The organism is Bradyrhizobium retamae (assembly GCF_001440415.1).
Classification (GTDB): domain Bacteria; phylum Pseudomonadota; class Alphaproteobacteria; order Rhizobiales; family Xanthobacteraceae; genus Bradyrhizobium; species Bradyrhizobium retamae.
The window spans coordinates 78798-104031 of sequence record NZ_LLYA01000112.1 but is presented as its reverse complement, the minus strand read 5'-3'; the positions used below and the strand labels follow the sequence as shown (position 1 = coordinate 104031).

Here is a 25234-nt window from a genome sequence, read left to right as displayed (position 1 = left end):
AACTTTATCGTGCCGCGGGCCGCCCAACCAGTGGGTTTTGCCGGCGGCATGGCAGCTCAGCGCGCTATTCCGGCCGGATACGGCCAATCGCAGCAGGAATATCCTTCCAGACCGGCTTATCGGGGGCAAATTGTTGCCTCAGGTAAGCGACCAGTTCAGCGATTTGGCCGTCGCTCAGGCTGTCCTTGAAGGCCGGCATGTAGCCGAGGTCGGTCGCGGCCGGCTTTGCGATGCCATGCAGGATGACCTGGATCAGATTGTCGGGCACGGTGCTGTGCAGATTGCTATTGAGCGCCAGCGATGGCCGACTGCCGAACAGCGGTGCGCCGCCGACCTCATGGCAGACGGCGCAGGCGCCCTGATAGAGCCGCGCGCCGACGCTGGAGGCCGCAAGCGTTCGCGTGCCGGTCGAGGCTTCGAGCCTGACGGCAAGCGCTCGCTGCGCCGGGCGATCGATCGCGGTCTCGTTAAACGAGGCGAGATAGACCGCCATGGCGCGGATGTCGGCATCAGGCAACGCCGCGAGCTCCCTCACCACCGGCGCCATTGGCCCCGCGGCGACGCCGTGAAGGCGCGACTCGCCGGTTCGCAAATACGCGTACAGCTCGTCCTCGTTCCACGGGATCGGCGCTTGCGACAACGAGGTCAGCGCCGGTGCTTCCCAACCTTCGGCGAATCCGCCGGCGAGATAGGCGTTCGCCTTCTCCGCGCCGAGCGCATTGCGCGGCGAATGGCAGGCGCCGCAATGGCCGAGGCCTTCGACGAGATAAGCGCCGCGATTCCATATCTCGGATTTTGCGGGATCGGGCTGGAACACGGCGGGTGTGTGGAACAGCGCATTCCATCCGGCCATCAGCGAGCGCAGGTTGAACGGGAATGCCAGCGCGTTGGCCGGCGTCTCCGCTCGCACCGGCGACTGCGCCATCAGATAGGCATAGAGCGCCTGCATGTCGGCGTCAGTGGTTCTCGCGAAATGCGGATAGGGAAACGCGGGATAGAGATGCCGCCCATCTCGATGGATGCCCTCGCGCATTGCGCGCTCGAAGGCGGGATAGGACCAGGCGCCGATTCCGGTTTCGACATCGGGTGTGATGTTGGTCGAATAGATCGTGCCGAACGGCGTCGGCAGCGGACGGCCGCCGGCGTTGAGCACGCCATTCGCAGCGGTGTGGCACACCGCGCAATCGCCGAGCGCGGCAAGTTGCTGGCCGCGGGCGATGGTCGCGGCCGAATAGACCGAGGCATCGGGCCGCGCGATCGGCGCGATCGCTCGCCAAGGCAACACGGCGCTGCCGATGCCGACCATAGCCGCGCACAGCGCTGCGGCAGTCGCGAGTACGCCGCGCCGTCCCGCGAACGGATTGGGCCATCGATTGAGATCAGGCTGTGGTGCGGATGCCGGCGCGGGCAACGCCTCCGCTGCCGCCGGTTCCTCGCCACGCAGCCCCCGCAGGATGCGCTCCGGGGTGAACGGCAATTCGCGAAACCGCACGCCGGTCGCATCATAGATCGCATTGGCGATAGCCGCCGCGCTGGGGACGGAGGCGGACTCGCCGACACCGAGCGGCGGCTGATCCTGTCGCGGCAGCATCAGCACGTCGATCTCAGGCACCTCGGGAAATTTGATGATGGGGTAGGCGCCCCATTCGCGCGCCGTGACGGAGGTGCGATCGAACGACACTTCCTCCATCAGCGCGCGGCTGGTCGACTGGATGACGTTGCCGTGTATCTGGTGGCGCACGCCGTCCGGATTGATCATCAGGCCGGAGTCCTGGCCTGCCACGACTCGCGTCACGCTGACATCGCCGGTTGCCTTGTTCACCGCGACGTCGGCGATCCACGCCGACCACGCTGCGCCGTAGCCGGGAAATTTGCTGTGCACATAGAGCGCATAGGCAAAGCCGCGCCCACGCACGATATTGCCTTCGGCCTGCTTCTCCTCGCGCACCTTCCGTGGTTTCCAGCCGGCGCGTTCGGCCACCGCATTGACGAGATTGACGGCGCGCGGATCCTTCAAATAGCGCAGCCGGTACTCGATCGGATCGACACCAGCCTCGCTGGCGCATTCGTCGATCCAGGATTCATGCGCAAAGGTGTTCGGCAGCGCCGAGACGCCGCGCAGCCAGGAGGCGCGCACGATCGGCGGCATGTCATTCACTACCACGCGCAGATTCTCGTAGTCGTAGGGCGGGATCGCGGTGCGATCGCCCATCTCGAATACCGCCGGCGTATGTGGGACGGCGCCGGTCAGCAGCAGGGCCAGCGTCGGAGCGCCGTTCGATGGATAGCGCGTCGCAAAATCATAGCCGGCAACGCTGCCATCGGCGTTCAATCCGCCGTTGACATCCATCAACTGCGCGGTGCCCTTCGGTTCCCAGGCGTGCTCCTGCTCGCGCGTCAATTGCACGCGGACGGGCCGGCCGACGGCGCGCGACAGCAGCACCGCGTCGGCGGAAACATCATCGGCACAGTTACGTCCGTAGCAGCCGGCGGCCTCCAGCCGGATCACCTCGATCTCGGCTTCGCGCCGGTGGATCAGCCGCGCCAGATCGGTGCGCAGATGATGCGGGTTCTGCGTTCCGGACCAAACCCGCGTCACATCCTCCTGATAATCCGCAACCGCGCAGGACGGGCCGATCGAGGCGTGCATCTGGTAGGGCCAGATGTAGGTTCGCGGCATCGGCTTGGCGGCGCCGGCAATCGCCGCATCGACATCACCCTTGTCGATCAGCGTTCGTGGCGTCGATGGATTGGCCCGTAACGCCGTTTCAATGTCCTTGAGGTCGGGCAGCGTCGGCACCGGCTTCCAGCTCACCTTGAGCTGCGCCGCCGCCTTGATCGCATTCTCCTCGCGCTCGGCGACGACGCCGACGAAGTCGCCGATGCGAACGACAGCGACAAGTCCGGGGATGTCGCGCACCGAGGACTCGTCGACCGCGATCAGGCTGTTGCCGATGAAGTCGCCGACATCGACGCCGGCATAGGGCGGGCGAACGACGCGGCCATGCAGCATGCCGGCCACGCGCATGTCGTGCACATAGACCAATTCACCGGTCGCCTTCGCCGGAAGATCGACGCGCGGCACCGATTGGCCAACGATGTTATAGGCGTCGACGGACTTAACTGGAACGTCGTCGGCGAGTTCAAGGCGAATAGTCTCGCCCGCAATCAATTCGCCATAGCTGACGCTGCGATTGTCCTTGCCGCGGACGAGGCCGTCTTCAACGAGGAGATCCTCGGCCGAAAGCTCCAGCCGCTCGGCGGCGCGCGCGACCAGAAACTGCCGCGCCTGTGCCGCGGCCTTGCGCAGCGGTACGGCCGTAATCTGAATTGTTTCGCTCGCAATCGTCGCGCCCTGATTGGGAACGAGGGCTGTGTCGCCGAGCACGACCACAACACGGGCAAAGGATACGTCGAGCTCTTCGGCAACGATCTGCCCGAGCGCGGTGCGGATGCCGGTGCCGAGATCTACGTGGCCATTATAGGCGGTGACCGAACCATCTGCCGTGATCTTGATGAAGGTCTCGAACTTGACGGCCTCGACCGGCGATGCCGGGCGCACGACGGACAGCGTGCCTTGCAACCGCTCGCGATTCGCAGCCGTGTCAGGGTGGGTCATCGCTTCTGCGCCTCAACGAGACGGCCTGCGGCGCGCATCGCCGCGCGCATGATTTCGACATGCGCGCCGCAGCGGCACAGATGATGGCGCAGTGCTTCCAGTACCTCGTCTTCCGACGGGTGAGCGGAGCGCAGCAACAGCGCCTTGGTGGTGATGATCATGCCGTTGAGGCAATAGCCGCATTGCGCCGCCTGTTCGCTGATAAACGCTTGCTGCACGGGATCGGGATGCTCGCGCGTGCCGAGGCCTTCGAGCGTCACGATGTCGCGCCCGATGCAGCCCTCGATCGGGATCACGCAGGAACGCGCGGCGACGCCGTCGATCAGCACGGCGCAGGCGCCGCATTCGCCGAGCCCGCAGCCGTATTTCGGTCCGTTCAGTTCGAGGTCATTGCGGAGCACGTAAAGCAATGCAGTGTCGAGCGCGGCGTCAACGTCGTGAGCTTTGCCGTTGACAGTCAGGCGCATCATGCTCTCCCGAAGTCCTCGTTGCGTTGCAAAATCCGCACTGGATGCTTCGCGAAAGATACCGTTTGTGTACAAACGTGCAAGCCGCGCGATCCCGCGCTGCAGCGCGCTGCTCGCTTTATGAACAGAGCGGCGAGGCAATTGAGGTATTATGCGGCAAGCGGCGCATTTCGCAGCGGGAGCGGCTTGACAGTGTTCCAGTCCGCGCGCAACATCATTCGTATACGAACAAATGGTCGGAACCGCGAATAAGCGGCTATGATCGGCGCCTTCCCGACTGCAGGCTTGTTCATGACTGACGAGGCCGTTGCCACTGGCGACAAGATCCGCTGCGATGCCTGTCCGGTGATGTGCTACATCAAGCCGGGCGCGGCGGGCGCGTGCGATCGTTATGCCAACCATAATGGGGAGCTGGTGCGCGTCGATCCGCACATCGTGCTGGAGCGAACGGTGTCGCACGGCGGACGGCTGGTGCCGTTTCAGGCCGGTGGCGACTGGGACGGCAAACTCGTCCACGAGCCCAACGTGTTCGTCACCGCGATCGGAGCGGGCACTACCTATCCCGATTACAAGCCGGCGCCCTTCATCGTGTCATCGGAAATCGACGGCGTCGACATGGTCACGGTCGTGACCGAAGGCATTTTCAGCTATTGCGGCGTTAAGGTGAAGATCGACACCGACCGATATCTCGGTCCCGAGACGGCGACCGTCCGCGCGGAGGGCGAGGCGATCGGCCATGTGACGACCAGCGAATATGGCTCGCAGATGCTTTCGCTCGGCGGCGTGCATCATCTGACCGGCGGTTCCAAGAAGGAGGGCCGCGTTACCTGCGACGCGCTGATGGACCTTTCCAATTGCAAGCCGGTGGAACTGACGATCGACGGCGGCGCCACGGTGGTGGTGCAGGCCGGCCATCCGCCGATCGTCAATGGTGTTGCGGAAGAGCGCATGCGGGTAGGCTGTGGCTCGGCGACCATCGGCATGTTCGCCAAGCAATGGCACGGCAAGGTCGATGAGGTCGTGGTCGTGGACGATCATATCACCGGCGTGCTCTCGGAACACCAGGCCGGCAAGCTGCTCGATATTCCCGATACCGGGATCAAGATGAAGGGCCGGCGCTCGACGCCCGGCCGTTACTTCCAGGTCGCCGATCCCGGGACGGGGTGGGGCGGCACCAATATTTCCGATCCGCTGTCGGTGCTGGGACCGTTCAATCCGAAGGAGGCGCGGCCCGGGCTCACCATGCTGATGGTCTCGACCACCGGCGAGCACGCCGCCTATTACGAACTCGACGAGGCGTTGCGGCCGATCGAAAAGCAGATGCCGCCCGATCTCCAGTTCTCCGTCGAGCGCATCCAGGAAAATTGCGAGCCGGCGCTGTGCACGGTGCTGTTCATGGGCGGTGCCGGCGGCTCGCTGCGCGCCGGTGTCACCGACAATCCGGTGCGGCTGACCCGGTCGGTCAAGGACTCGCTGACGCGCGTCACCAGCGGTGGCGCGCCGGTCTATGTCTGGCCGGGCGGCGGCATCACTTTCATGGTCGACGTCACGCAAATGCCGGCCGGCGCGTTCGGCTATGTGCCGACGCCGGCGCTGGTCGCGCCGATTGAGTTCACGCTGAAACTGTCCGATTACGCGGCGCTGGGCGGTCACATGGATCATGTGCGCCCGCTGGCGTCGTTGCGGGAGAACAGCGGGTTCCGCCCGATGCCCAATATGCCGGGACGGCGCGCATGAAACGGCTCCCGCAAATCGCGCTTCTTCCTGACGGCAAGCGGCTGCATTTGCAGGACGGTCCGATCGATCTGATCATCGAGGCGAAAGGAAGTGAAGGCGAGGTGCGCGTCGCTTACGAAGCCGCCGCTCGGCGCTTCACTGGCTTGCTCGATGAACTCTGCGAGGAGTTGATCGAACTTCGCAAGGCCGCCGATCCGGCGCGAAGCTCGCTGAACGGCGTCGTTGCGCGTCGCATGCATGCGGCGGTCGCGCCGTTTGCGGTTGAGCACTTCATCACGCCGATGGCGGCGGTGGCAGGTAGCGTTGCCGAAGAGGTCCTTGGCGCCATGCTCGCCGCGGAGCGGCTCGATCGTGCCTACGTCAACAATGGCGGCGACATCGCATTGCATTTGACCCGTGGCGAGCAATTCACCGTCGGGCTGATGAACCGACCGGACCATCATGGCGTGATGCAAACCATCAAGATTGAAGCCGATGATCCGGCACGCGGCATCGCGACCAGCGGACGGCATGGCCGCAGTTTCTCGCTCGGGATTGCCGATGCCGTTACCGTGCTGGCTCGAACGGCCTCGCAGGCCGATGCGACGGCGACCATCATCGCCAATGCCGTTGACCTGCCCGGTCATCCCGCCATCATCCGCTGCCCGGCCAATGAGCTGCAGCCCGACAGCGACCTCGGCGCGCGGCTCGTCACCCGCGATGTCGGCGTGCTCCGGGAAAGCGAGATCGACGATGCGTTAAGGGCAGGGGTAAGCCGGGCACAACAATTGCTTGCGGCGGGATTGATCGAAGGTGCGGCCTTGCGTCTACTAGGCGAGACGGCCGTGGTGGGTGCAACAGGGATCAGGGCAGGCGCGTTGCCACCGTTTCATGGAAACGCACTGGAAAGAACAGCGCATGTTTGATTGGGAGCGAGGCGGACAATGAGCGCGATCATTCGCAAGATCGTCACGGTGGTCGAGGAAACCCATCTTGAGATGGGACAGAAGATTGCACCGCCGACGCGCCGGGCCGCGGCGATTGCTGTGATCGAGAATCCGTTTGCAGGCCGGTATGTCGAGGATCTCTCGCCCTTGATCGAAATCGGCGAGGAGCTTGGCGAATTGCTTTCGCGAAGAGCGGTTGCCGCGCTCGGCATCGATGGTGCCAAGGCGCAGAGCTACGGCAAGGCCGCCGCGGTCGGCGAAAACGGCGAGCTCGAGCATGCGGCAGCGATCTTGCATCCCAAAATGGGCGCACCGGTGCGGAGGGTGTTGGGCAAGGGCGCAGCACTGATTCCGTCGTCGAAAAAGCGAAGCGGTCCGGGCACCACGCTGGACATTCCGCTCGGTCACAAGGACGCGGCCTTCGTGCGCAGCCATTTCGACGGCATGGAAGTGCAGATCAATGACGCCCCCCGCGCCAACGAGATCATGGTCGCGGTCGCCGTCACCGATAGCGGCAGGCCGTTGCCGCGCGTCGGCGGACTGACGGTAGCGGAAGTCAAAGGCGAAGACGGCTTGAGATAATGACATCAACATTGGAGGTAGGGATGCGACGGAGACATTTGCTGGGAGCGGGATTGGCGATCGCGGTTGCCGGGATGGCGGGCAATGCCATGGCGCAGAGCGAAATCAAGGAAATCAAGATCGGCGAGATCAACAGCTATTCGCTGTTGCCGGCATTCACCGAACCTTACCGCAAGGGCTGGCAGCTCGCAGTCGAGGAAGTCAACGCCGCGGGCGGCATCAACGGCAAGAAGCTGGTCGTCATATCCAAGGACGATGGCGGCAAGCCGGCGGATGCGCAGACCGCAGCCAATGAGCTGGTCTCGAGCGAGAACGTCGCGATGCTGGCTGGCACGTTCCTGTCCAATATCGGTCTCGCCGTCTCGGACTTCGCCAACCAGAAGAAGGTGTTCTTCCTGGCCGCGGAGCCGTTGACCGACGCCATCACCTGGTCGAAGGGCAACCGCTACACCTTCCGCCTGCGTCCCTCCAACTACATGCAGGCCGCGATGCTGGTGGAGGAGGCCGCCAAGCTGCCGGCCAAGCGCTGGGCGACGATTGCGCCGAACTATGAATATGGCCAGTCGGCGGTTGCGGTGTTCAAGAAGCTGATGTCGGAGAAGCGTCCGGACATTCAATGGGTCGACGAGCAGTGGCCGCCGCAAGGCAAGATCGACGCGGGACCGGTGGTGCAGGCGGTGGCTGCGGCCAATCCCGAGGCGATCCTCAACGTCACCTTCGGTGCCGATCTGGTGAAGCTCGTGCGTGAGGGCAATACCCGCGGCCTGTTCAAGGGACGTTCGGTGGTCTCTTTCCTCACCGGCGAGCCGGAGTATCTCGATCCGCTGAAGGATGAGACGCCGGAGGGGTGGATCGTCACCGGTTACCCCTGGTACGACATCAAGACGCCGGACCATGACAAGTTCCTGAAAGCCTATCAGGCCAAGTACAACGATTATCCGCGGCTCGGCTCGATCGTCGGCTACCAGACCATCAAGGCGGCGGCGGCGATTCTTGCGAAAGCCAACTCGACAGACCCGGAGAAGCTGATCGCGGCGACCGAAGGCCTGTCGATGCCGTCGCCGTTCGGCGAGATCACCTTCCGCAAGATCGATCACCAGTCGACGTTAGGGGCCTATGTCGGCAAGACAGCGCTGAAGGACGGCAAGGGCGTGATGGTGAACTCGGTCTATCGCAAGGGTGCGGACTATCTGCCGAGCGACGGCGAAGTGGAGAAGCTTCGCCCGAAGCAGTGATACACTCTCCTCTCCCTCTCCCCGTTCTTACGTGGAGAGGGGCGGGGGGCTCTCCGCGAGTTGTGGCAGCAGATCGACCTGTACCCCCTCACGCGGATCGCAAGGGCGATCCGATCTCTTCCCGCAAGCGGGGAGGGGTGACCCAAACCTCCGACGCCGATCTACCTTGATGCAATAGACCACTAACCCGGACCGCCAATGGCTTTCTACTTCGTTCAGTTCCTGACCGGTCTCGCCAGCGCGGCGTCGCTGTTTTTGGTCGCATCGGGGCTGTCGATCATCTTCGGCGTGACCCGGATTGTGAACTTTGCCCATGGCGCGTTCTATATGCTCGGCGCCTATGTCGCGTTCACGCTGACCGAGCGGTTCTCCGGCGCGCTTGGCTTCTGGGGCGGCATCGTCGTTGCAGCGCTGATCGTTGCCATCATCGGCGTGCTGGTCGAGATGGTGCTGCTGCGGCGGATCTATCATGCGCCGGAGCTCTTCCAGTTGCTGGCAACGTTCGGCCTCACCTTGATGGTTCAGGACATCGTCGTGATGATCTGGGGCCCGGACGATCTGCTCGGCCGTCGCGCACCCGGCTTCAAGGGCGCGGTCGATTTTTTCGGCCAGAATATTCCGAGCTACGACCTGTTCCTGATCGCGCTTTGCCCGATCGTGCTCGGCATTCTTTGGCTGCTATTCCAGCGCACGCGCTGGGGCGTTTTGGTGCGCGCGGCGACGCAGGACCGCGACATGGTGGCAGCGCTCGGCGTCAATCAGAAATGGCTGTTCACCAGCGTGTTCGCGCTCGGTGTTTTTTTGGCGGCGCTCGGCGGCGCGCTGCAGATTCCGCGCGATGCGGTGCATCACGCGCTGGACCTGCGCATCATCGTCGAAGTGTTCGTGGTGGTGGTGATCGGCGGGCTCGGCAGCATCATCGGCGCCTTTGTCGCGGCCGTGCTGGTGTCCGAACTCAACGCCTTCGGTATTCTCATCTTCCCGAAGATATCCATCATCCTGGTGTTCCTGGTGATGGCGGTGGTACTGATCGTGCGCCCATGGGGCCTGTTCGGCAAGCCGGAAGCTGCCGCACGGCGCACGCCGGGCCTGACCGTCACGCCGTGGCGGCCGCTCACCTCGGGTGAACGGTTGATGTCACTGGGTGCGCTGGTCCTTGCGGCCATGCTGCCGTTGTTTGCCGGCAACTACGCGCTCACCGTCGGATCGGAAATCGCGATCTTCGTCATCTTCGCCGCCAGCCTCCATTTCCTGATGTCGGTTGGCGGCCTCGCCTCGTTCGGCCATGCCGCCTATTTCGGGCTTGGCGCCTATGGCGTCGCATTCCTCGCCAAGGCGGCGGGACTGCCGATGATCGTTTCGCTGCTGCTCGGCCCGGTGCTGGGGCTGCTGGGCGCCGCGGTATTCGGCTTTTTCGCCGTGCAACTCTCCGGTGTCTATTTCGCGATGCTAACGTTGGCCTTTGCGCAGATCGTCTGGTCGATCGCGTTTCAGTGGGTCGAGGTGACCGGCGGCGACAACGGCATTTTGGGCGTATGGCCGGAGAGATGGGCGGCGAGCCCCGCTAATTTCTATTGGTTGTCGCTCGGCATCACGGCGCTCGTGATCACTGTGCTCCGGGTGATGGTATTCTCACCGTTTGGCTTTGCGCTGCGCGCAACGCGGGACTCGCCGCTGCGTAGCGAGGCGATCGGCATCAATGGCAAGCGCGTGCAGTGGACAGCTTTCGTCATATCAGGAACGGTGGCGGGCATCGGCGGCGCGTTGTTCGCCTATCTGAAGGGAAGCGTCTTCCCGGACAGCGTCGGCATCTCGCTCTCTGTGGATGCACTGGTCATGGTTCTGCTCGGCGGCGTCGAGACGGTTTCCGGCGCGGTGATCGGCGCCATCGTGTTCAAGGCGGCAAACATCTGGCTGGTCAGCCAGACCGATCTTTCCAAGCTGGTGCTGGGCGGCTTCATCGTGCTGATGGTGGTGGCGTTCCCCAAGGGCATCGTCGGGACGCTGGAGACGATCCGGAATCGCCGGCGCTCCGCCGGTACAAAATCTGCGCTCGCAACCTCCCGGATCGAGGTTGCCGAATGAGCATGGTCCCGACATTGCTGAAGGTCGAAGGCTTAAGCAAATCCTATGGCGGCGTGCACGCGGTGCGCAGCGTGTCGTTCGAACTGCGTGCGGGCGAAATTCTCGCGCTGATCGGACCCAACGGTGCGGGAAAAAGCACCTGCTTCGACATGCTCAACGGCCAGAACATGCCGGACAGCGGACGGATCCATCTGCTCGGCGAGGATACGGTCGGCCGAAAGCCGCGCGCAATCTGGCGGCTCGGCGTCGGGCGCACGTTCCAGATCACGGCGACATTTCCGACCATGACCGTGCGCGAGAACGTGCAGGTCGCACTGGTGTCGTATGGCAGGCAGTTGTTCAACCTCTGGGGCTCGACGGCGGCTTACGCCCGCGAGGAGGCGGGCCGGCTGCTCGACCTCGTTGGCATGGGCGCCTATGCCGAGCGTCCGTGCGGTGAGCTTGCCTATGGCGACCTCAAGCGACTGGAACTTGCGATCGCGCTCGCCAACCAGCCCAGGCTGCTGCTGATGGATGAGCCTACCGCGGGCATGGCGCCGCGCGAGCGGATCGAGCTGATGCGGCTGACCGCAAGCATCGCCCGCGAACAGTCGATCGGCGTGCTCTTCACCGAGCACGACATGGATGTGGTGTTCGAACATGCCGACCGCATCCTTGTGCTCAACCGCGGCAGCCTGATCGCCGAAGGCTCGCCCGAGGAAGTTCGTGGCAATCCGCAGGTGCGCGCGATCTATCTCGGCGAAGGACTGGTCTACGATGCGCGTCATCGCGAGGGAGCCGGCGCATGAAGCTGCAAGTCGCCGATCTCAACAGCTTCTACGGTCCGGCGCATATCTTGTTCGATATCGCGCTGGAAGTCGGCGAGGGCGAAGTGGTGGCTCTGCTCGGCCGCAACGGGGCCGGCAAGTCGACGACCTTCCGCTCCATCGTCGGCCTGGTCGAGAACCGTTCGGGACGGATCGTTTTCGAGGGCAAGGATGTCTCCCGCGAGCCGACGCATGCGATCGTGCGTGGTGGGCTCGGCTATGTGCCGGAGGAGCGGCGCATCTTCACGGATCTTACGGTCGAGGAAAATCTCGAAGTCGGCCGCCAGCCAAAACGGCGGAACGCGCCGCATTGGACGCACGAAAAACTGTTCACGCTGTTTCCCAATCTCGGCGAGATGCGTAATCGGTCGGGTGGGCGGATGAGCGGCGGCGAGCAGCAGATGCTGACGATTGCGCGAACCCTGATGGGCAATCCGTCGCTCGTTCTGCTCGACGAGCCGTCGGAAGGGTTATCGCCAAAAATCGTCGAACAGATGGTCGACGCCATCCTGGCGATGAAGAAGGAAGGCGTCAGCATCGTGGTCTCGGAGCAGAACCTGCATTTCGCGCGGCTGATTTCGGACCGCGCCTACATCATCGAGCGTGGCAAGATTTGCTTCGGCGGCACGATGGCCGAACTCGACGCGCGGCCGGATATCCGGGACGCGCATCTGTCGCTGTGACCGGCGAGGGAGAAGGGCGGGAACGCAGATGGGAAGGAGTGTTTCGCCGAAACGGAGCGTCAAGCCGCTGCGCCCGTCCTACATTCTCGACGAACAGATCGGCTTCATCCTGCGTCAGGTCTGGCAGCGCCACGCCACCATCTTCGCCCGCGAGATCGGCATCAACCTGACGCCGACACAATGGGCGGCGCTCGCCAAGCTGACCGAGACCGGACCGTGCTCGCAGAACCTGCTCGGGCGGCTGACGGCGATGGATGTCGCCACCATCAAGGGCGTGATCGACCGTCTCACCGCGCGCGGCCTGACCGAGACCAGCCCGGATCCCGAGGATGGCCGCCGCCTGCTCGTGAGTCTGACGCGCGCCGGCCAGCAACTGGCCGAGAAGGCCGCGCCGAATGCCCTCGCGATCTCGCGGGAAACGCTGGCCCCACTTGATGCAAAGGAGCGCGAGACACTGATCGCGCTGCTCGACAAGCTGCGTTAAGGCGTAGCTCGCGTCAGCTCAGGTTGAACACCAGCGCGACCGCGCCCACCAGAATGAGGCTGACGGCCCAGGTCGTATCCAGGTTGAACCAGCTCTGCGATATGAACTGGAGGCCGAGATAGCGGTAGGCGAGCCACGCGCAAACTCCGCCGGCGGCGACCATCGCGATGGCGTGGACGGTGGCAACCAGCACGGCCATTCCGAGATTGGCGTTGATGAGAGTACCGGCGGCCGCGTGGCCGCCGTCGAGTTCGGCTTGCCGGCAGAGCCCGAGATAGATCGGCACCAGCATCAGCGCGGCGCCATGCGCCAGCGCCACGGCAAAAGACCAAAGCCCCAGTTGCGCCGGTGATATCCGCGCTAAAACTCTCGGATGGCGGCGGTTGGCCAACCGGAACAGGCCGAAGGCGACAACGAGGACGCTGGCGCCGATCTGTATCGTGCGCTGCCACTCGACGATGGCAACGAGCAGCGCGAAGGGAAGGAGTACGAGCAGCATGGCGAGCAGATGGCCGGCCGTGAGCGGCCCAAGCGCGGCCACCAGCGCACGCGGGCTCCGCTCCATCAGTCCAGCCGAAACCGCGAGCGGCCAGCCCATGCCCGGGTTGACGCCGTGGTAAAGGCCGCTTGCGATGACAGCCAGCCAGAGCCAGACCGGTGTCCAGTCGGCTGCGCTCAAATTTCAAACCGACGGATAGCAGAACGAATCCGTCGAGCAGTCGCCGCCGTCGAGCCGGATCTGGTGCGCGCGGTAGCCGTCGGGGAAGTTGACCCAGTAGTTGCTCGCCAGTTCGAGACCACCGTCCGGCTTCGCATTGGCCATCACCATGGCTCCCGGAACACCGTCGGGGTAGAACTGGTCGTCCCATGTCGAGTACAGCGAGTTGGTCCAGTACACCCGCTTGCCGTCGCGGCTGATCTCGACCATCTGCGGGCCGCCCGCAAACGCCTTGCCGTTCGGGTGCGGCGTGCGGCGCGCGATGCCGCCGATGCGGACCGAGCCGGCAAGCTTCGGCCTTCGCGGTTCGTTGACGTTGTATTGACGCATCTCGCCGGTGCCCCAGCAGGCGACGTAGAGGAACTTGTCGTCCATCGACAGGTCGATGTCCGAGACCAGCGGCGGCACGGCGCCAAAACCCTGTAGTAGTGGCGGCAGTTGCTCCTTTGCCGCAGGCTCCGGGGGGATTGTCGCCGTCTTCTCGATGTGAAACTTGCCGCCCTCGCGCCACCACGTCCAGATCGAGCCTTCGAGGTTGGTGGTGTCGACCACGACGCCCAGGAAGCCGTATTCGCGCACCGGATCATGCGCGGGACGTACCTCCAGCGCCATCTGATGGTTGGCGCCGAGATCGATGGTCTGGACATTGCGCCGGGCGCGCAGATCCCAGAAGTGGATCCGATGGCCGTATTTGTTGGAAAGCAGATCTTCCGGCACAATCCCGTTCTCGAACTGCGGCGGCAGTGCCCACTCGCTTGTCACCATGTAGTCGCGAGGCAGGTTCCACCAGAAGTCATAATGCAGTTGTTGCGAACCGCGATCGAGCTCCCACCGTCCGAGCACCTCGAACGTCTCGCAATCCATGATGAAGACGCCGGGCGGTCCGTCAGTGCCGTCCTTGCCGCTGCCTCCGAGCGTAGAGATGTAAATGCCTTCCGGCCCGCAATGAACGGTGTGGGGCCGCGAATATCCGGTCTTCCTGAAGATCTCTTCAGGCTCGATGATCTTGTGTATCGCCGCCTTGGTCGGGTCGGGTTTGGTGTCGACGATATAGATGCGGGACGACCGCATGCCGGGGATGATGAGATAGCGGCGCTCAAGGAAGGCATGTCCGGTCAGCGGCGACAGGGCCGACGAGCAGGCGTTCCAGCCGAAATGATGAAATTCGTCGCCCTTGTTGGGCATCGTCACGGTGTGAACGATCTGGCCGTAACTCGAAGAGCCCGGCTTGACGTCGATCACGGCAAGGGCGTCCGGCTTTGAGGCGTCCGGGCTCAGCAGCACGGTGTAGGCGAAGCTCTCCGGTGGAGCTTCCATGGCAAGCTTTGGCGAAGCGTGAAACGTGGGGTCTGGCCGAATGTTCATCGTACTGCCTCCCTGTTTGCCTGGAATGGTCAAAGTCGGCGGAGGGGTTCCGCTCTATTTCACCGTGATGGTAATTTTCTGCGAAACCACTGGCGGAACGTGCGGATAGTGTTCGGCGTCGCCCAGCACGAGCTGGAGCGTATGTTTGCCCGGTGGCAACTCGAGTCGAGCCTCGGTCTGGCCGGCGCCGAAATGAAGATGTGACTTGTCCTGCGGAATCGGCTCATTAAGATTGAGCGGCTCATTCACATTGATCAGCAGGTGGTGATGGCCGCTGTTCGGGTAATTATCGCCGGCGTGCGTGACGCCCATGTTGCGCAGACCGAAACGGCACCAGAATGCGCCCTTGATGACGGCGCCGTTCTGCGGCCAAATGAAATAGAGAAGGGCCTCCTTGTGCGCGGGCTTGCCTTGAGCATACGCGGCGAACGGCAGGCAAGTGAGCGCTGCTGAGAGAGCGATCCACTGCATGAACTTCATCACCCGCCCCTTAAGGCTACTTGAGAGATAGCGCGACGCGGAAACCGTGGGTGGGGTATCGCACGTTGGTGTCATAGCTGCCGCGGTTTGAGACGCGGGCATAGCCTGAGTCCTTCCTCCAGGAGCCGGAGCGGATGACATGCGAGGAACATGCATTCTCGACCCATGCTGACCCGTCTCCCGGCGCGCCTTGATAATTTCTGTGCCAGCAATCTTCGACCCATTGATCGACACCGCCGCCCATATCAAACAGCCCAAAAGGATTTGGCTTGAGGCTGCCGACCTTCACCGGCTGGTCGGTGGCTGGAATGTCGCTGCAGTTCTTGCAATTGACCATGCCGGGCTGAAACTGATCGCCCCACCAGTATCGGGTCTGAGTGCCGCCACGCGCGGCATACTCCCATTCGGCTTCGCTCGGCAGTCGATATGGTTTTCCCGTGGTTTCCGCGAGCCACGCGACATATTGCTTGGCATCGCTCCAGCTTACGTTTGTAACAGGCGCATCGTCCTTTCCGGCTGCCGTGAATCCGCATGCCTTTGCGGCGGCGCATGCGTTCCATTCCTGCACGGTGACGGGAAATTTCCCCATCGCAAATGGCTTGACCGTTACCTGACGGACGGGCTTTTCCGAAGCATCTTCGTTGCTGCCCATGGCGAAGCTACCGCCCCGAAGCGAAATCATCTCGGGTTCTCGAACCGGCGCGGCCGCTTGCGTCGTGGGCGGAGTCTCTGGTGCGGGAGACGCCGGCGGCGGTAGCGGCGCCGCCTGTTGTTGAGTTGGTGAAGGAGAAGGTTGGGGCGCCGGCGCTCGTTGTTTCGCGGCTGGCGCAGGCGTCTTCGGCGCGTCCGCCGGAGATGAAACGGGAGCCGACGCCTGATTTATAGCCTTGCGAGGCGGTGCGAACATGTACCAGAGAGAACCGATCGCAATGGTCAGCATCGCGATGCAGAGCAAGAGGATCAGGACGCGTTCGCGCCGGTTCCGATATGCGTTAAGGGCGGAGGGGTCGGGAAGCACGCGGTAGACCCGAACGGGATCGGTGATGTTCTTGACCTTTCGATCACCGAGCGACTCGTATCCGCAAACCAGCTTATGCTTTATCTGCTCATAAATGCCGCCGGAGATATAGACTTCGCCAGGATGGGCTATGCCCTCAAGCCGCGTGGCAATATTGACGCCGTCGCCATAGACGTCGTCGGTTTCGATAATCACGTCGCCAAGATTGACGCCAATCCGATACTCGATCCAATGATGCTTGGGCAGTGATGCATTGCGGCCAACCAGATTTTGCTGGATCACGATGCTGGATCGGACGGCTTCGACCGGGCTGTCGAAAATGGCGATGAAGCCGTCGCCCGTGGTTTTGACAAGCCTGCCGTGATGTTCTCTGATGCTGGGTTCGATGAGATCGCGCTCGATCCGCTTGACGCGATTGTGCGTCCCTTCCTCGTCGATCTGCATCAGACGGCTGTAACCGGAGATGTCGCCTGCCACGATGGCCGCAAGGCGGCGTGGCATTGGTTCGGGCGATCGCTCACCCGGTCGGCCTGACTTGATGTCACGAATTTGGGCCATGGCTTGGATTGGCTCCCAACTGCTTATACAGTGTGAGGCAAGCAATCTTTCCAGCACCTACAGCGTACCATGCTGGCTGTTCGCGGCAAAGCAGCCGGGCGGGTTCCACGCTGGTTGGTACGGCAATGGACCCCATAAGAACACGAGAACATGAGAATGGGTGTGATCCAGATCATACCGGCAACGAGCCAAGCCGGGCATCGACCGGCCATGATCCTCGCGATTGCGTGAACAAAGGCGACTAGCACGGCGAGTTTGGGTCGTGACAGGACGCAGGCTGCAGCGGCCAGCCCGTATTGGACGGGGCAGGCCGGCAATTGGTTCATCACTTTCGAGGCATTACCTTAATTTTGGCCCGGTGCGATCGAGCCATCAATGCCCGATGATGATCTCCGGCACTTTCCCCGCCGGGGGGGTGTTGCGGCTACGCTGGGTGCGGACGATGCCATCGATGATGGTCATGCCGATGCCGGGGAGGTCGCCGAGTTGCACGCTCTCCAGAATGTTCTTGCCGGGGGAATGCTGGGCCTTGTCCATCAGGACGAAGTCCGCGGAGCGGCCGATTTCGATGATTCCGCAATCGAGTTCGCGCATGCGCGCGGTATTGCCGGTCGCAAGGCAGAAGGCGAGTTCGGCCGGCAGTTCGCCGAGAGAGGACAGCATCGAGACCATTCGCAAAATGCCGAGCGGCTGTACACCGGAGCCGGCCGGCGCGTCGGTGCCGAGGATGACCCGATGGAGGTCACCCATCTCGCGCGCGGTGCGCAACGTGAACAGCGCCGAGCGCTCGTTGCCGTTGTGAACCAACTCCAACCCGCGTTTGCAGCCCTCGCAGATGCAGCGGATCTGGTCGTCGGGCAGCGCAGTATGGCCGCCATTGATATGACCGACCACGTCGGTGTCGGCTTCCAGCACCACGTCCTTGTCGATCAGGCCGGAGCCGGGAATTGAAGGTCCGCCGGTGTGGATCGTGCTTTGGATGCCGTATTTGCGCGCCCAGCCGACCATTTTGCGCGCTGTCGGGCCGTCCTTGACGCCGCCGAGGCCGACTTCGCCGAGCAGCTTGACGCCGGCCGCGGCCATCTCCTTGAAATCGTCCTCCACCATTTCGCATTCGATCACCGGCGCGCCGGCATGCACCTTCACCCCGCCTGGCCGCAGCGTCCAAAACGCGCGCTGCGCAAAGATCGCCATCGCCTTCAAGCCTACGACGTCGCGCGGGCGGCCGGGCATGTGGACCTCGCCGGCCGAGATCATGGTGGTCACGCCTCCATGGAGATAGCTGTCGATCCAGTTGACCTGGTTCTGCCGCGGCGTCCAGTCGCCGGCGACGGGATGGACGTGGCTGTCGATCAATCCGGGCGCGACGGTGGTGCCGTTGGCATCGACTGTCGTGGTGGCGCCCTCGGTATTGCAGTCCTTGAAGCGGCCGATGGCTGTGATCTTGCCGTTCTCGGCCACGATCGTGTCGGCATCCAGGATCGGCTTTTCCAAAGCCCCCGACAACACGAGCCCGATATTACGGATCACCAGCTTGCTCGGACCGGTCGCCTGGGGTGCGTCGTGGGCCATGGTTTTTCCTTTTGGTTCAATGCCTTCGCCGGACATTCTGCCCGGCTTGACGATCGGATCAAGCTGGATTATTCGTTTGTATACGAATGATCGTATACGAATGATTTAGCCGGTCAATCCGGCTTGCAAGTCAGGGAACGGTGCGATGAGCAATTTCAACCAGGAAAGCGTGCTGAGCGTTCATCACTGGACCGATACGCTGTTCAGCTTCACCACCACACGCGATCCCTCGTTCCGTTTCCGCAATGGCGAGTTCACGATGATCGGCCTAAAGGTCGGCGAGAAGCCGCTGCTCCGCGCCTACTCGGTCGCCAGCGCCAATTACGAGGACCGGCTCGAGTTCTTCTCGATCAAGGTGCCGGATGGCCCGCTCACCTCGCGGCTCCAGCATTTAAAGCAGGGCGACGAAATCATCGTCAGCCGCAAGGCGACCGGTACGCTGGTCATCGATAACCTTGAGGACGGCCGCAACCTCTATCTGATCGGGACCGGTACCGGGCTGGCGCCGTTCCTTTCCGTGATCAAGGACCCCGAGACTTATGATCGGTTCGAGAAGGTAGTGCTCCTGCACGGCTGCCGCCGCGTCGCCGAGCTCGCCTATGGCGAGATGATCACCGAAAAGCTGCCGAACGACGAGCTGATCGGCGAGTATGTTCGCAACCAGTTGATCTATTATCCGACCGTGACCCGCGATCCCTTCCGCAACCGCGGCCGCATCACCGATTTGATCACTTCCGGCAAGCTGTTCGCCGACATTGGTCTCGCCTCGCTCGATCCCGCGCATGACCGCGTCATGATCTGCGGCAGCCCGGCGCTGGTGACGGACACGCGCGCGCTGCTCACCGGCAAGGGTTTTGCCGAGGGCAATCACGGCGAACCGGCACAGTTCGTGGTCGAGAAGGCGTTCGCGGAGCGGTAACGCGCGGAACGCGCGTCTCGAACCATGCGGCCCCCTTGGGCCTCATCCTTGGAGGCGCTTGCTACGCAAGCTCCACAGGATGAGGGGATATATGGTGCCGCGCCGCACCTCCCTAAGGCCGCACCGCCGGCGCTTCCATCGCCATCCCGCGCGCCCGCGACATCAGGTACAATTCCAGTTCAACCAGTTCCGGCGCGCCGTAATCATGGGCCTGCGCGCGGATGCCGGTGATGCAGGCGCGCAGGCGTCGCTGCAGCGAGCCCAGCGATTGCCATTCCAGCCGGTAGAGCGGGTAGCCGGTCGGGTGTCCTTGTGTGATCGCGGCGCCGGCGAGCCGCTTGTCCCAATTGTCGTCATGGCAATTGGCGCAGCCGAGATTGAGCTGGCCCTGCCGCTGCATGTAGAGCTCGCGTCCTTTGGCGACGAACGGCGCGAGCTGCGGGTCGGCTCCGGTTTCGATCGGAGCGCCCTGTGATTGCCGCGCGACAAAGGCTGTCAGTGACAGCAGCTCGCGGCTCTCGAACGGCAGCGGCGTCGCCTGCTGGTGGTTAGTGCGGCACGAATTTATGCGCTGTTCCAGATCGATGGGGCGGCCGGTTGCCTTGTCGAATGCGGGGTAGCGGGCGGCCACGCCCTTCATGCTTGCGCGTGCATTGCCATGGCAATCGGCGCACGCTTTGTCGGCGGCGCTCGTCTTGCGGTTCCACAATGTCTCGCCATTGAGCACCCAGAGCATGCCAGGATTGGCGGTGTCGTCATCCTGCATCGTTTTTGTGTCCGGCTTCATGAAGCTGTAGCCGGAACGGCGTTCGGCTAGTGGGATCTCGGCAGCGCCGACGGCGCCCACCACCAGCAGTGCGGTGGCTATGGCGCCCAAAAATCTCATTCGACCGAGATCGAGGCGGAAGCGGTCTCGGAAAAACCCTTGTCGCCGATCCATTCGAACTCGAACTTGCCGCTTTCGGTCGCGGTCGTGAAGAAGGAGAAGAACGGGTTGGCGGCAATCGCCGGGAATAAATCGGCGCGGAAGATTTCAGCGCCGTTAAAGTGGCAGGTAAAGCTCGTGATGATGTCGCGCGGCACAGCTTCGCCTGACGCCTTATGGCGATAGCCTGACTCCATGATGTGCGACATCAGCGTCTTGATCTCGATGATGTCGCCGCGTTTGGCTTTGGCCGGAACGTTGATCAGCGCGGAAGCCATCAGATCACCTCCTCGGTGCAGGCCGCCAGTGTCACCACGACGTCGACGCTGGCCGACCAGAACGACCCGTCCGAGAGCTTGGCGATCGCGACGACCTTCTGGCTGTCGGTGAGGCGAATGCGGGTCGAAACCTGCGCGCGGCCGGCATGAGGGCTGAGGTGGAAATTGGCGACGTTCGGCTGCGGATTCTTTTCGTTGAAAACGTGGATGCTGCTGACGTGGTCCTCCGGCGCCATCGGGTGGGCGACACTCACAGTCAGCGGCACGGTATTGCCGTTCTCGACCAAGGGCGGCACGTCGAGCTTGACCTTGCCGGTTTTCACCGCAGCGCCACCAGTGACGTTGCGGATGGCGGAAGCGAGCATCTCGGGCGTCGCCTCGGCAGGCCGAAGCGTGACGACGGGGGCCGTGCCAAGCACGGCTGCCGCTCCGGCGAGGCCGAGAAACTGGCGGCGTGTCGAATTCGGTGGTGGATGCATCGGACCTTCCTATTCGCGTAAGCTTGCGAGATACGCCACGATATCCTCGATCTGTTCGGCCGACAGGATCGGCTTGCCGCGCCACAGCGTCCCGACGCGAGTGAGGCCGTCAACGCGGTAATAGGACGGCATGATCGTCTCGGCATTGAGACGAGAGGCATCCACCAGCCGAAGCCGAAGCTGACCTTCGGACCAGCGGCTGCCGGAACCGGAAAGATCAGGCGCCAGGTCGCCCTGGAACTTCTGTTCGGGAAATGGGCCGTTGTGGCAAAGGATGCAAGTGCTGGAACGTTCGACGACGAGGGCCCGGCCGCGCGCCGCATCGCCGGCCATGCCCGTCAGCGACTGCGGAATGGCATCGCCTGTGACAGCATAGCTGCGAAGTTCCGCTGCGGTGGCGCAGCCGGGCAGCACGAGGAGAACTCCAGCAAGAATTGGATCCAACATGCGATAGGTGCGTCTAGCCAAAGACTTCCGCCGTAATGGTCGCGAACCAGGATTGCGCATAGTCGGCCTCGCGGGCGCGGAAATCGCGTGACGCCTCCAGCGGACTAACGCCGCCGGCGCCTTCAACGTCGGCAAGCAATCCATTCTTCGGATGGTATACGCCGGCAATCGAAATACCATAGTCGGGGGCTGCCAGACTGTAGCACGTATTGATCAGCTTCGGCGCGGCTGGCGATCGGCCGGCGACCAATGTGGCAATCGCGTTTGCGCAAGTCTTGGCCTGCGCATTCGCCGAGAATGCGGATTTTGGCATCGCGCCGGCGAGACAGGCGTCGCCGATGACATGGATGTTCGGTGCCGATCTGGATTCGAAAGTGACAGGATCGATCGCGCACCAGCCGGTGTTATCGGTCGCGCCCGCAATAGCCGCGATGCGGCCGGCCCGTTGCGGCGGAATAACGTTGGCGACCTGGGCGGTGTGATTGCCGAAATCGGTGATCAGAGTGTTGGTCGCCGGATCGACGGCATTCACCTTGCCGCCCTGCGATAGCGATATCCATTCGACCATTCCCGGGTAAAGCTCCTTCCAGGCGTTCTGAAACAGGCGCTGCTTGGAGAAGGTGTCTTTTGCGTCAAGGATGATCAGCTTCGAACGCGGCTTCTTGGTCTTCAGATAATGCGCAATCAGGCAGGCCCGTTCGTAAGGTCCCGGCGGGCAACGGAAGGGGTTGGCGGGCGCTGCGATCACCACCAGACCGCCATCGTCCATGGCCTCGAGTTGCTTGCGCAGCAACAGCGTTTGCTCGCCTGCTTTCCAGGCATGCGGCATCTTCGCCGTGGCGGCTTCGTCGTAGCCCGGCAGGGCGTCGAAACGCAGTTCGATTCCGGGAGACAGCACCAGCCGGTCGTAGGCGAGCGACGTGCCGTCGGCGAGCCCCACGGTTCGTGCCGCTGCATTGATGGTCGTTGCTTCCAGAGCCGCCACGGTGATGCCGCTGGCGGCGATCTTGTCGTAACCGAATTTTTGCTCCTCGATCGAACGCAGTCCGGCGATGACATTGTTGCTGAACGGGCAGGCGGTGAAGATCCGGTTCGGCTCGACCAGCGTGACCTGCAATTTCGGATCGATCTGTTTCAGTGCACGCGCACAACTCGCACCGCCGAAGCCGCCGCCGATCACGACGATGCGCGCCGCGGATTGCGCCAACGCGGGCAGCGGAGACGCCAAGGCCGTCACTGCGGCGGCCGCGCTGGCACTACAGAACTTCCGGCGGCTGATGCGACGGCTTACGCCCATGCTGGCGGCCCTTACTTTTGCGCCGCGAGCCACGCGGCGATCGCGCGCAACTCATCGTCGGAAAAGCCCTTGGCGATGCGGTTCATTACCGTAGCGGGAAGCGAGCCGTCGCGAAAACCAGCCAGCGCAATCGCGATCTCGCCGGCGTCGCGGCCGTTCAGCCGCGAAACCGACGAACCGGTTACCCCGCCGGAGTGGCAGCCGGAGCAGGACGCCGCGCCGGGCGGGGGATCGGAAGCCGCAAGCACCGGCAGGCTCGAGGCCATGACCGTTGCCAGCCCGATGACGGCACGCAAGGCTTTCATCAGAAATCTCTCGATGAGCGAGCGGCGGCCGGAGAGGCCGCCGCTCGTTGTTGTCAGGCAAACGTGATGTTCTGGTCCCGCAGCGGGACCGAACGGATTCGCTTGCCGGTTGCCGCGAAGTAGGCGTTGAGCACCGCGGGTGCGGCGACGCCGATGGTCGGCTCGCCGACGCCGCCCCAGAAGCCGCCGCTCGGCACCATTACGCATTCCACCTTCGGCATCTCGGCGATGCGCATGGAATTGTAGGTGTCGAAGTTGGTCTGCTCCATCTTGCCGTCCTTCACCGTGCAGCCGCCATAGAACAGGGCGGACAGGCCATAGACGAAGGAGCCCGCGATCTGCCGCTCGACCTGCGCCGGGTTGACGATGTAACCCGGATCGGTCGAGGCGACGATGCGGTGCACCTTGATCTTGCTGCCCTCGGTGACGGAGATTTCCGCGGCGCCTGCGACATAGCTGCCATAGCCCATCACCTGCGCGATCCCGCGATAGACGCCTTGCGGCGCGGGCTTGCCCCAACCGATCTTCTCGGCCACGGCATTGAGCACGGCGAGATGTTTTGGATGCTTGCCCATCAGCTTGCGGCGGAATTCCACCGGATCCTGGCCCACCGAATGCGCCAGTTCATCCATGAAGCATTCCAGATAAATCGCATTCTGATTGACGTTGACGCCGCGCCAGAAGCCCGGCGGGACGTGCGGATTGCGCATGGAATGCTCGACCAGGAGGTTCGGCACCGTGTAGCCGATCGCCGCGTCGCCGGAAGGACTCATGCCCTGGAACGCAACCGTGTCCATGCCATTCACCAACGCCGCCGGACGCACCGTGTACAGGATCGATTGGCCCGACAATCTGACGTGCAGTGCCGTGAGATTATTGTTTGCATCGAAGGCTCCTGTCAGCTTGCATTGCGTGACCGGATGAAACTTGCCTTGCGCCATGTCCTCTTCGCGCGACCACAACAGCTTGACCGGGGTGCCCGGCATCTCCTTGGCGATCAGAACCGCTTGCCGGACGTAATCGGTCATGCCGCGGCGGCCGAAGCCGCCGCCAAGGATAAGCTTGTGTACCTCGCATTTTTCGGCCGGCAATCCCGACGCTTCGAGCGTGGCGGCAAATGCCGCTTCGCCGTTCTGCGTACCGCACCAGACCTCGCATTTATCGGGCGTATAGAGCGCGGTGGCGTTCATCGGCTCCATGGTCACGTGGTTCTGGTAAGGATAGTTGTAGACCGCCTCGACCTTCTTCGCCGCGCTCGCAATTGCGCTCTTGGCGTCTCCGTTCTGGTTGCCGATATAGGCCGGCTGCGAGTTGTCGAGGCCCTCGGCCAGCCATTTGGCGATCGACTCGCTGGAGACTTTGGCGTTCTCGCCTTCGTCCCAGGCGATCGGCAGCGCATCGAGGGCGGTCTTGGCGTGCCACCAGGTGTCGGCGACGACGGCAACGGCGCTATCGCCGACCTTCACCACCTTCTTGACGCCCTTCATGCCGGCGATCTTGGCTTCGTCGTAGCTTTTCAGCTTGCCGCCGAAGACAGGACAATCCTTGATCGCGGCATTGAGCATGCCCGGCAGCTTGACGTCGGCGCCATAGATCATCGCACCTGTCGTCTTGTCGACGGTGTCGAGTCGCTTCAATCCCTTGCCGGCAACTTTCCAGTCCTTGGGATCCTTCAGCTTGACGTCTGCCGGCGGCTCGAGTTTTGCGGCGGCTTCCACCACCTTGCCGTAGGTCGTGGTCCTGCCCGACGGCGTGTGGGTGATGATGCTGTTGGCGGCTGTGCATTCCGATGCCGGCACTTTCCACTCGTTCGCGGCGGCCTGTATCAGCATCACGCGGGCGGTGGCGCCGCCTTTGCGGACATAGTCCTGGCTGGAGCGAATGCCGCGGCTGCCGCCCGTCGAAAAATCGCCCCAGGCGCGCTTGCGGGCGACACTTTGGCCCGGTGTCGGATATTCGGTGACGACCTTCGACCAGTCGCATTCGAGCTCTTCGGCGACGAGCTGGGCGAGGCCGGTGAGGGTGCCCTGGCCCATCTCCGAGCGGGCGACGCGAACCACGGTCGTATTGTCGGGGCGGATCACCACCCAGACATTGACTTCTGGTGAGCCATCGGCTGCGCGAACGACCTTTGGTCCGCCGAAGGGGATATCAAGACCGAGTGCGAGGCCGGCGCCGGCGGCAGCCGTGCCGATCACAAAGCTTCGGCGATTGAGTTTGGGCATGACGTGCTTGTTCATGGCGTTCCC

At 63.2% G+C, this 25234-nt stretch carries 23 protein-coding genes; 9 read left to right on the top strand and 14 right to left on the bottom strand.

Annotated features, from left to right (window positions below; translation table 11 throughout):
- Positions 1 to 64: 64 nt before the first annotated feature.
- Positions 65 to 3619, bottom strand: a complete 3555-nt coding sequence (locus CQ13_RS12770; RefSeq protein WP_057843230.1) for a molybdopterin cofactor-binding domain-containing protein — start codon at positions 3617 to 3619, stop codon at positions 65 to 67.
- Entirely contained in the window at positions 3616 to 4086 is a 471-nt protein-coding gene (locus CQ13_RS12765) for a (2Fe-2S)-binding protein (RefSeq protein ID WP_057843521.1), read from the bottom strand. The genes CQ13_RS12770 and CQ13_RS12765 overlap by 4 nt, the downstream gene beginning before the upstream one ends.
- Positions 4087 to 4377: 291 nt before the next feature.
- On the opposite strand from CQ13_RS12765, the gene CQ13_RS12760 reads away from it, so the two are divergent.
- The 8 genes from CQ13_RS12760 (at position 4378) to CQ13_RS12725 (ending at position 12624) form a co-directional block, all read left to right on the top strand.
- Positions 4378 to 5823, top strand: coding sequence for a hypothetical protein (locus CQ13_RS12760; protein WP_057843520.1), 1446 nt, complete (start codon positions 4378 to 4380; stop codon positions 5821 to 5823).
- A complete protein-coding gene (locus CQ13_RS12755) occupies positions 5820 to 6728 on the top strand; it encodes a UPF0280 family protein (RefSeq protein ID WP_057843229.1) in 909 nt (302 codons plus the stop codon). The genes CQ13_RS12760 and CQ13_RS12755 overlap by 4 nt, the downstream gene beginning before the upstream one ends.
- 18 nt (positions 6729 to 6746) lie before the next feature.
- Entirely contained in the window at positions 6747 to 7331 is a 585-nt protein-coding gene (locus tag CQ13_RS12750; RefSeq protein WP_057843228.1) for an amino acid synthesis family protein, read from the top strand.
- 23 nt (positions 7332 to 7354) lie between these two features.
- Positions 7355 to 8566 (top strand): ABC transporter substrate-binding protein, encoded by a 1212-nt coding sequence (locus CQ13_RS12745; RefSeq protein ID WP_057843227.1) that lies wholly within the window; start codon positions 7355 to 7357, stop codon positions 8564 to 8566.
- Between the two features lie 198 nt (positions 8567 to 8764).
- Positions 8765 to 10651: an ABC transporter permease gene (locus CQ13_RS12740; RefSeq protein ID WP_057843226.1), complete on the top strand. Its 1887-nt coding sequence runs from the start codon at positions 8765 to 8767 to the stop codon at positions 10649 to 10651.
- On the top strand, positions 10648 to 11439 hold the full coding sequence (locus CQ13_RS12735) for an ABC transporter ATP-binding protein (protein WP_057843225.1): 792 nt from the start codon (positions 10648 to 10650) through the stop codon (positions 11437 to 11439). The genes CQ13_RS12740 and CQ13_RS12735 overlap by 4 nt, the downstream gene beginning before the upstream one ends.
- A complete protein-coding gene (locus CQ13_RS12730; protein WP_057843224.1) occupies positions 11436 to 12140 on the top strand; it encodes an ABC transporter ATP-binding protein in 705 nt (234 codons plus the stop codon). Before CQ13_RS12735 ends, CQ13_RS12730 begins: the two co-directional genes overlap by 4 nt.
- Positions 12141 to 12168: 28 nt before the next feature.
- Positions 12169 to 12624 carry a MarR family winged helix-turn-helix transcriptional regulator gene (locus CQ13_RS12725; RefSeq protein ID WP_057843223.1) on the top strand — a complete coding sequence of 152 codons (456 nt, stop codon included), beginning with the start codon at positions 12169 to 12171 and terminating at the stop codon, positions 12622 to 12624.
- A gap of 13 nt (positions 12625 to 12637) precedes the next feature.
- Here the strand turns inward: CQ13_RS12725 and CQ13_RS12720 are convergent, their stop codons facing one another.
- The 5 genes from CQ13_RS12720 to CQ13_RS12700 form a co-directional block, all read right to left on the bottom strand.
- The gene (locus tag CQ13_RS12720) at positions 12638 to 13303 is read right to left on the bottom strand and encodes a hypothetical protein (protein ID WP_057843222.1); all 666 of its coding nucleotides are present in this window, start codon (positions 13301 to 13303) and stop codon (positions 12638 to 12640) included.
- Between the two features lie 3 nt (positions 13304 to 13306).
- A complete protein-coding gene (locus CQ13_RS12715; protein WP_057843221.1) occupies positions 13307 to 14707 on the bottom strand; it encodes a selenium-binding protein SBP56-related protein in 1401 nt (466 codons plus the stop codon).
- A gap of 54 nt (positions 14708 to 14761) precedes the next feature.
- Positions 14762 to 15187: a DUF4399 domain-containing protein gene (locus tag CQ13_RS12710; protein ID WP_057843220.1), complete on the bottom strand. Its 426-nt coding sequence runs from the start codon at positions 15185 to 15187 to the stop codon at positions 14762 to 14764.
- A 16-nt stretch (positions 15188 to 15203) separates the two neighbouring features.
- A complete protein-coding gene (locus CQ13_RS12705; protein ID WP_057843219.1) occupies positions 15204 to 16763 on the bottom strand; it encodes an SUMF1/EgtB/PvdO family nonheme iron enzyme in 1560 nt (519 codons plus the stop codon).
- A gap of 372 nt (positions 16764 to 17135) precedes the next feature.
- Entirely contained in the window at positions 17136 to 18335 is a 1200-nt protein-coding gene (locus tag CQ13_RS12700; protein ID WP_057843519.1) for an amidohydrolase family protein, read from the bottom strand.
- A gap of 145 nt (positions 18336 to 18480) precedes the next feature.
- Between CQ13_RS12700 and CQ13_RS12695 the strand changes: the two genes are divergently transcribed.
- On the top strand, positions 18481 to 19254 hold the full coding sequence (locus CQ13_RS12695) for a ferredoxin--NADP reductase (RefSeq protein ID WP_057843218.1): 774 nt from the start codon (positions 18481 to 18483) through the stop codon (positions 19252 to 19254).
- A 112-nt stretch (positions 19255 to 19366) separates the two neighbouring features.
- Here CQ13_RS12695 and soxA read toward each other — a convergent pair whose 3' ends face one another.
- From soxA to CQ13_RS12660, 7 genes are read right to left on the bottom strand one after another with little or no spacing between them, the layout of a single operon-like run.
- Positions 19367 to 20140, bottom strand: coding sequence for a sulfur oxidation c-type cytochrome SoxA (gene soxA / locus CQ13_RS12690; RefSeq protein WP_057843217.1), 774 nt, complete (start codon positions 20138 to 20140; stop codon positions 19367 to 19369).
- Positions 20137 to 20457, bottom strand: coding sequence for a thiosulfate oxidation carrier complex protein SoxZ (gene soxZ, locus CQ13_RS12685; protein ID WP_057843216.1), 321 nt, complete (start codon positions 20455 to 20457; stop codon positions 20137 to 20139). Before soxZ ends, soxA begins: the two co-directional genes overlap by 4 nt.
- Positions 20457 to 20936 carry a SoxY-related AACIE arm protein gene (locus tag CQ13_RS12680; RefSeq protein WP_057843215.1) on the bottom strand — a complete coding sequence of 160 codons (480 nt, stop codon included), beginning with the start codon at positions 20934 to 20936 and terminating at the stop codon, positions 20457 to 20459. Before CQ13_RS12680 ends, soxZ begins: the two co-directional genes overlap by 1 nt.
- Before the next feature lie 9 nt (positions 20937 to 20945).
- Positions 20946 to 21383, bottom strand: coding sequence for a sulfur oxidation c-type cytochrome SoxX (soxX, locus tag CQ13_RS12675; RefSeq protein ID WP_057843214.1), 438 nt, complete (start codon positions 21381 to 21383; stop codon positions 20946 to 20948).
- 13 nt (positions 21384 to 21396) lie between these two features.
- Positions 21397 to 22680 carry an NAD(P)/FAD-dependent oxidoreductase gene (locus tag CQ13_RS12670; protein WP_057843213.1) on the bottom strand — a complete coding sequence of 428 codons (1284 nt, stop codon included), beginning with the start codon at positions 22678 to 22680 and terminating at the stop codon, positions 21397 to 21399.
- A gap of 11 nt (positions 22681 to 22691) precedes the next feature.
- Complete coding sequence (locus CQ13_RS12665; protein ID WP_057843212.1) at positions 22692 to 22985, bottom strand: c-type cytochrome; 294 nt, start codon at positions 22983 to 22985, stop codon at positions 22692 to 22694.
- A 53-nt stretch (positions 22986 to 23038) separates the two neighbouring features.
- A complete protein-coding gene (locus CQ13_RS12660; RefSeq protein ID WP_057843211.1) occupies positions 23039 to 25225 on the bottom strand; it encodes a xanthine dehydrogenase family protein molybdopterin-binding subunit in 2187 nt (728 codons plus the stop codon).
- Positions 25226 to 25234 lie beyond the last annotated feature (9 nt).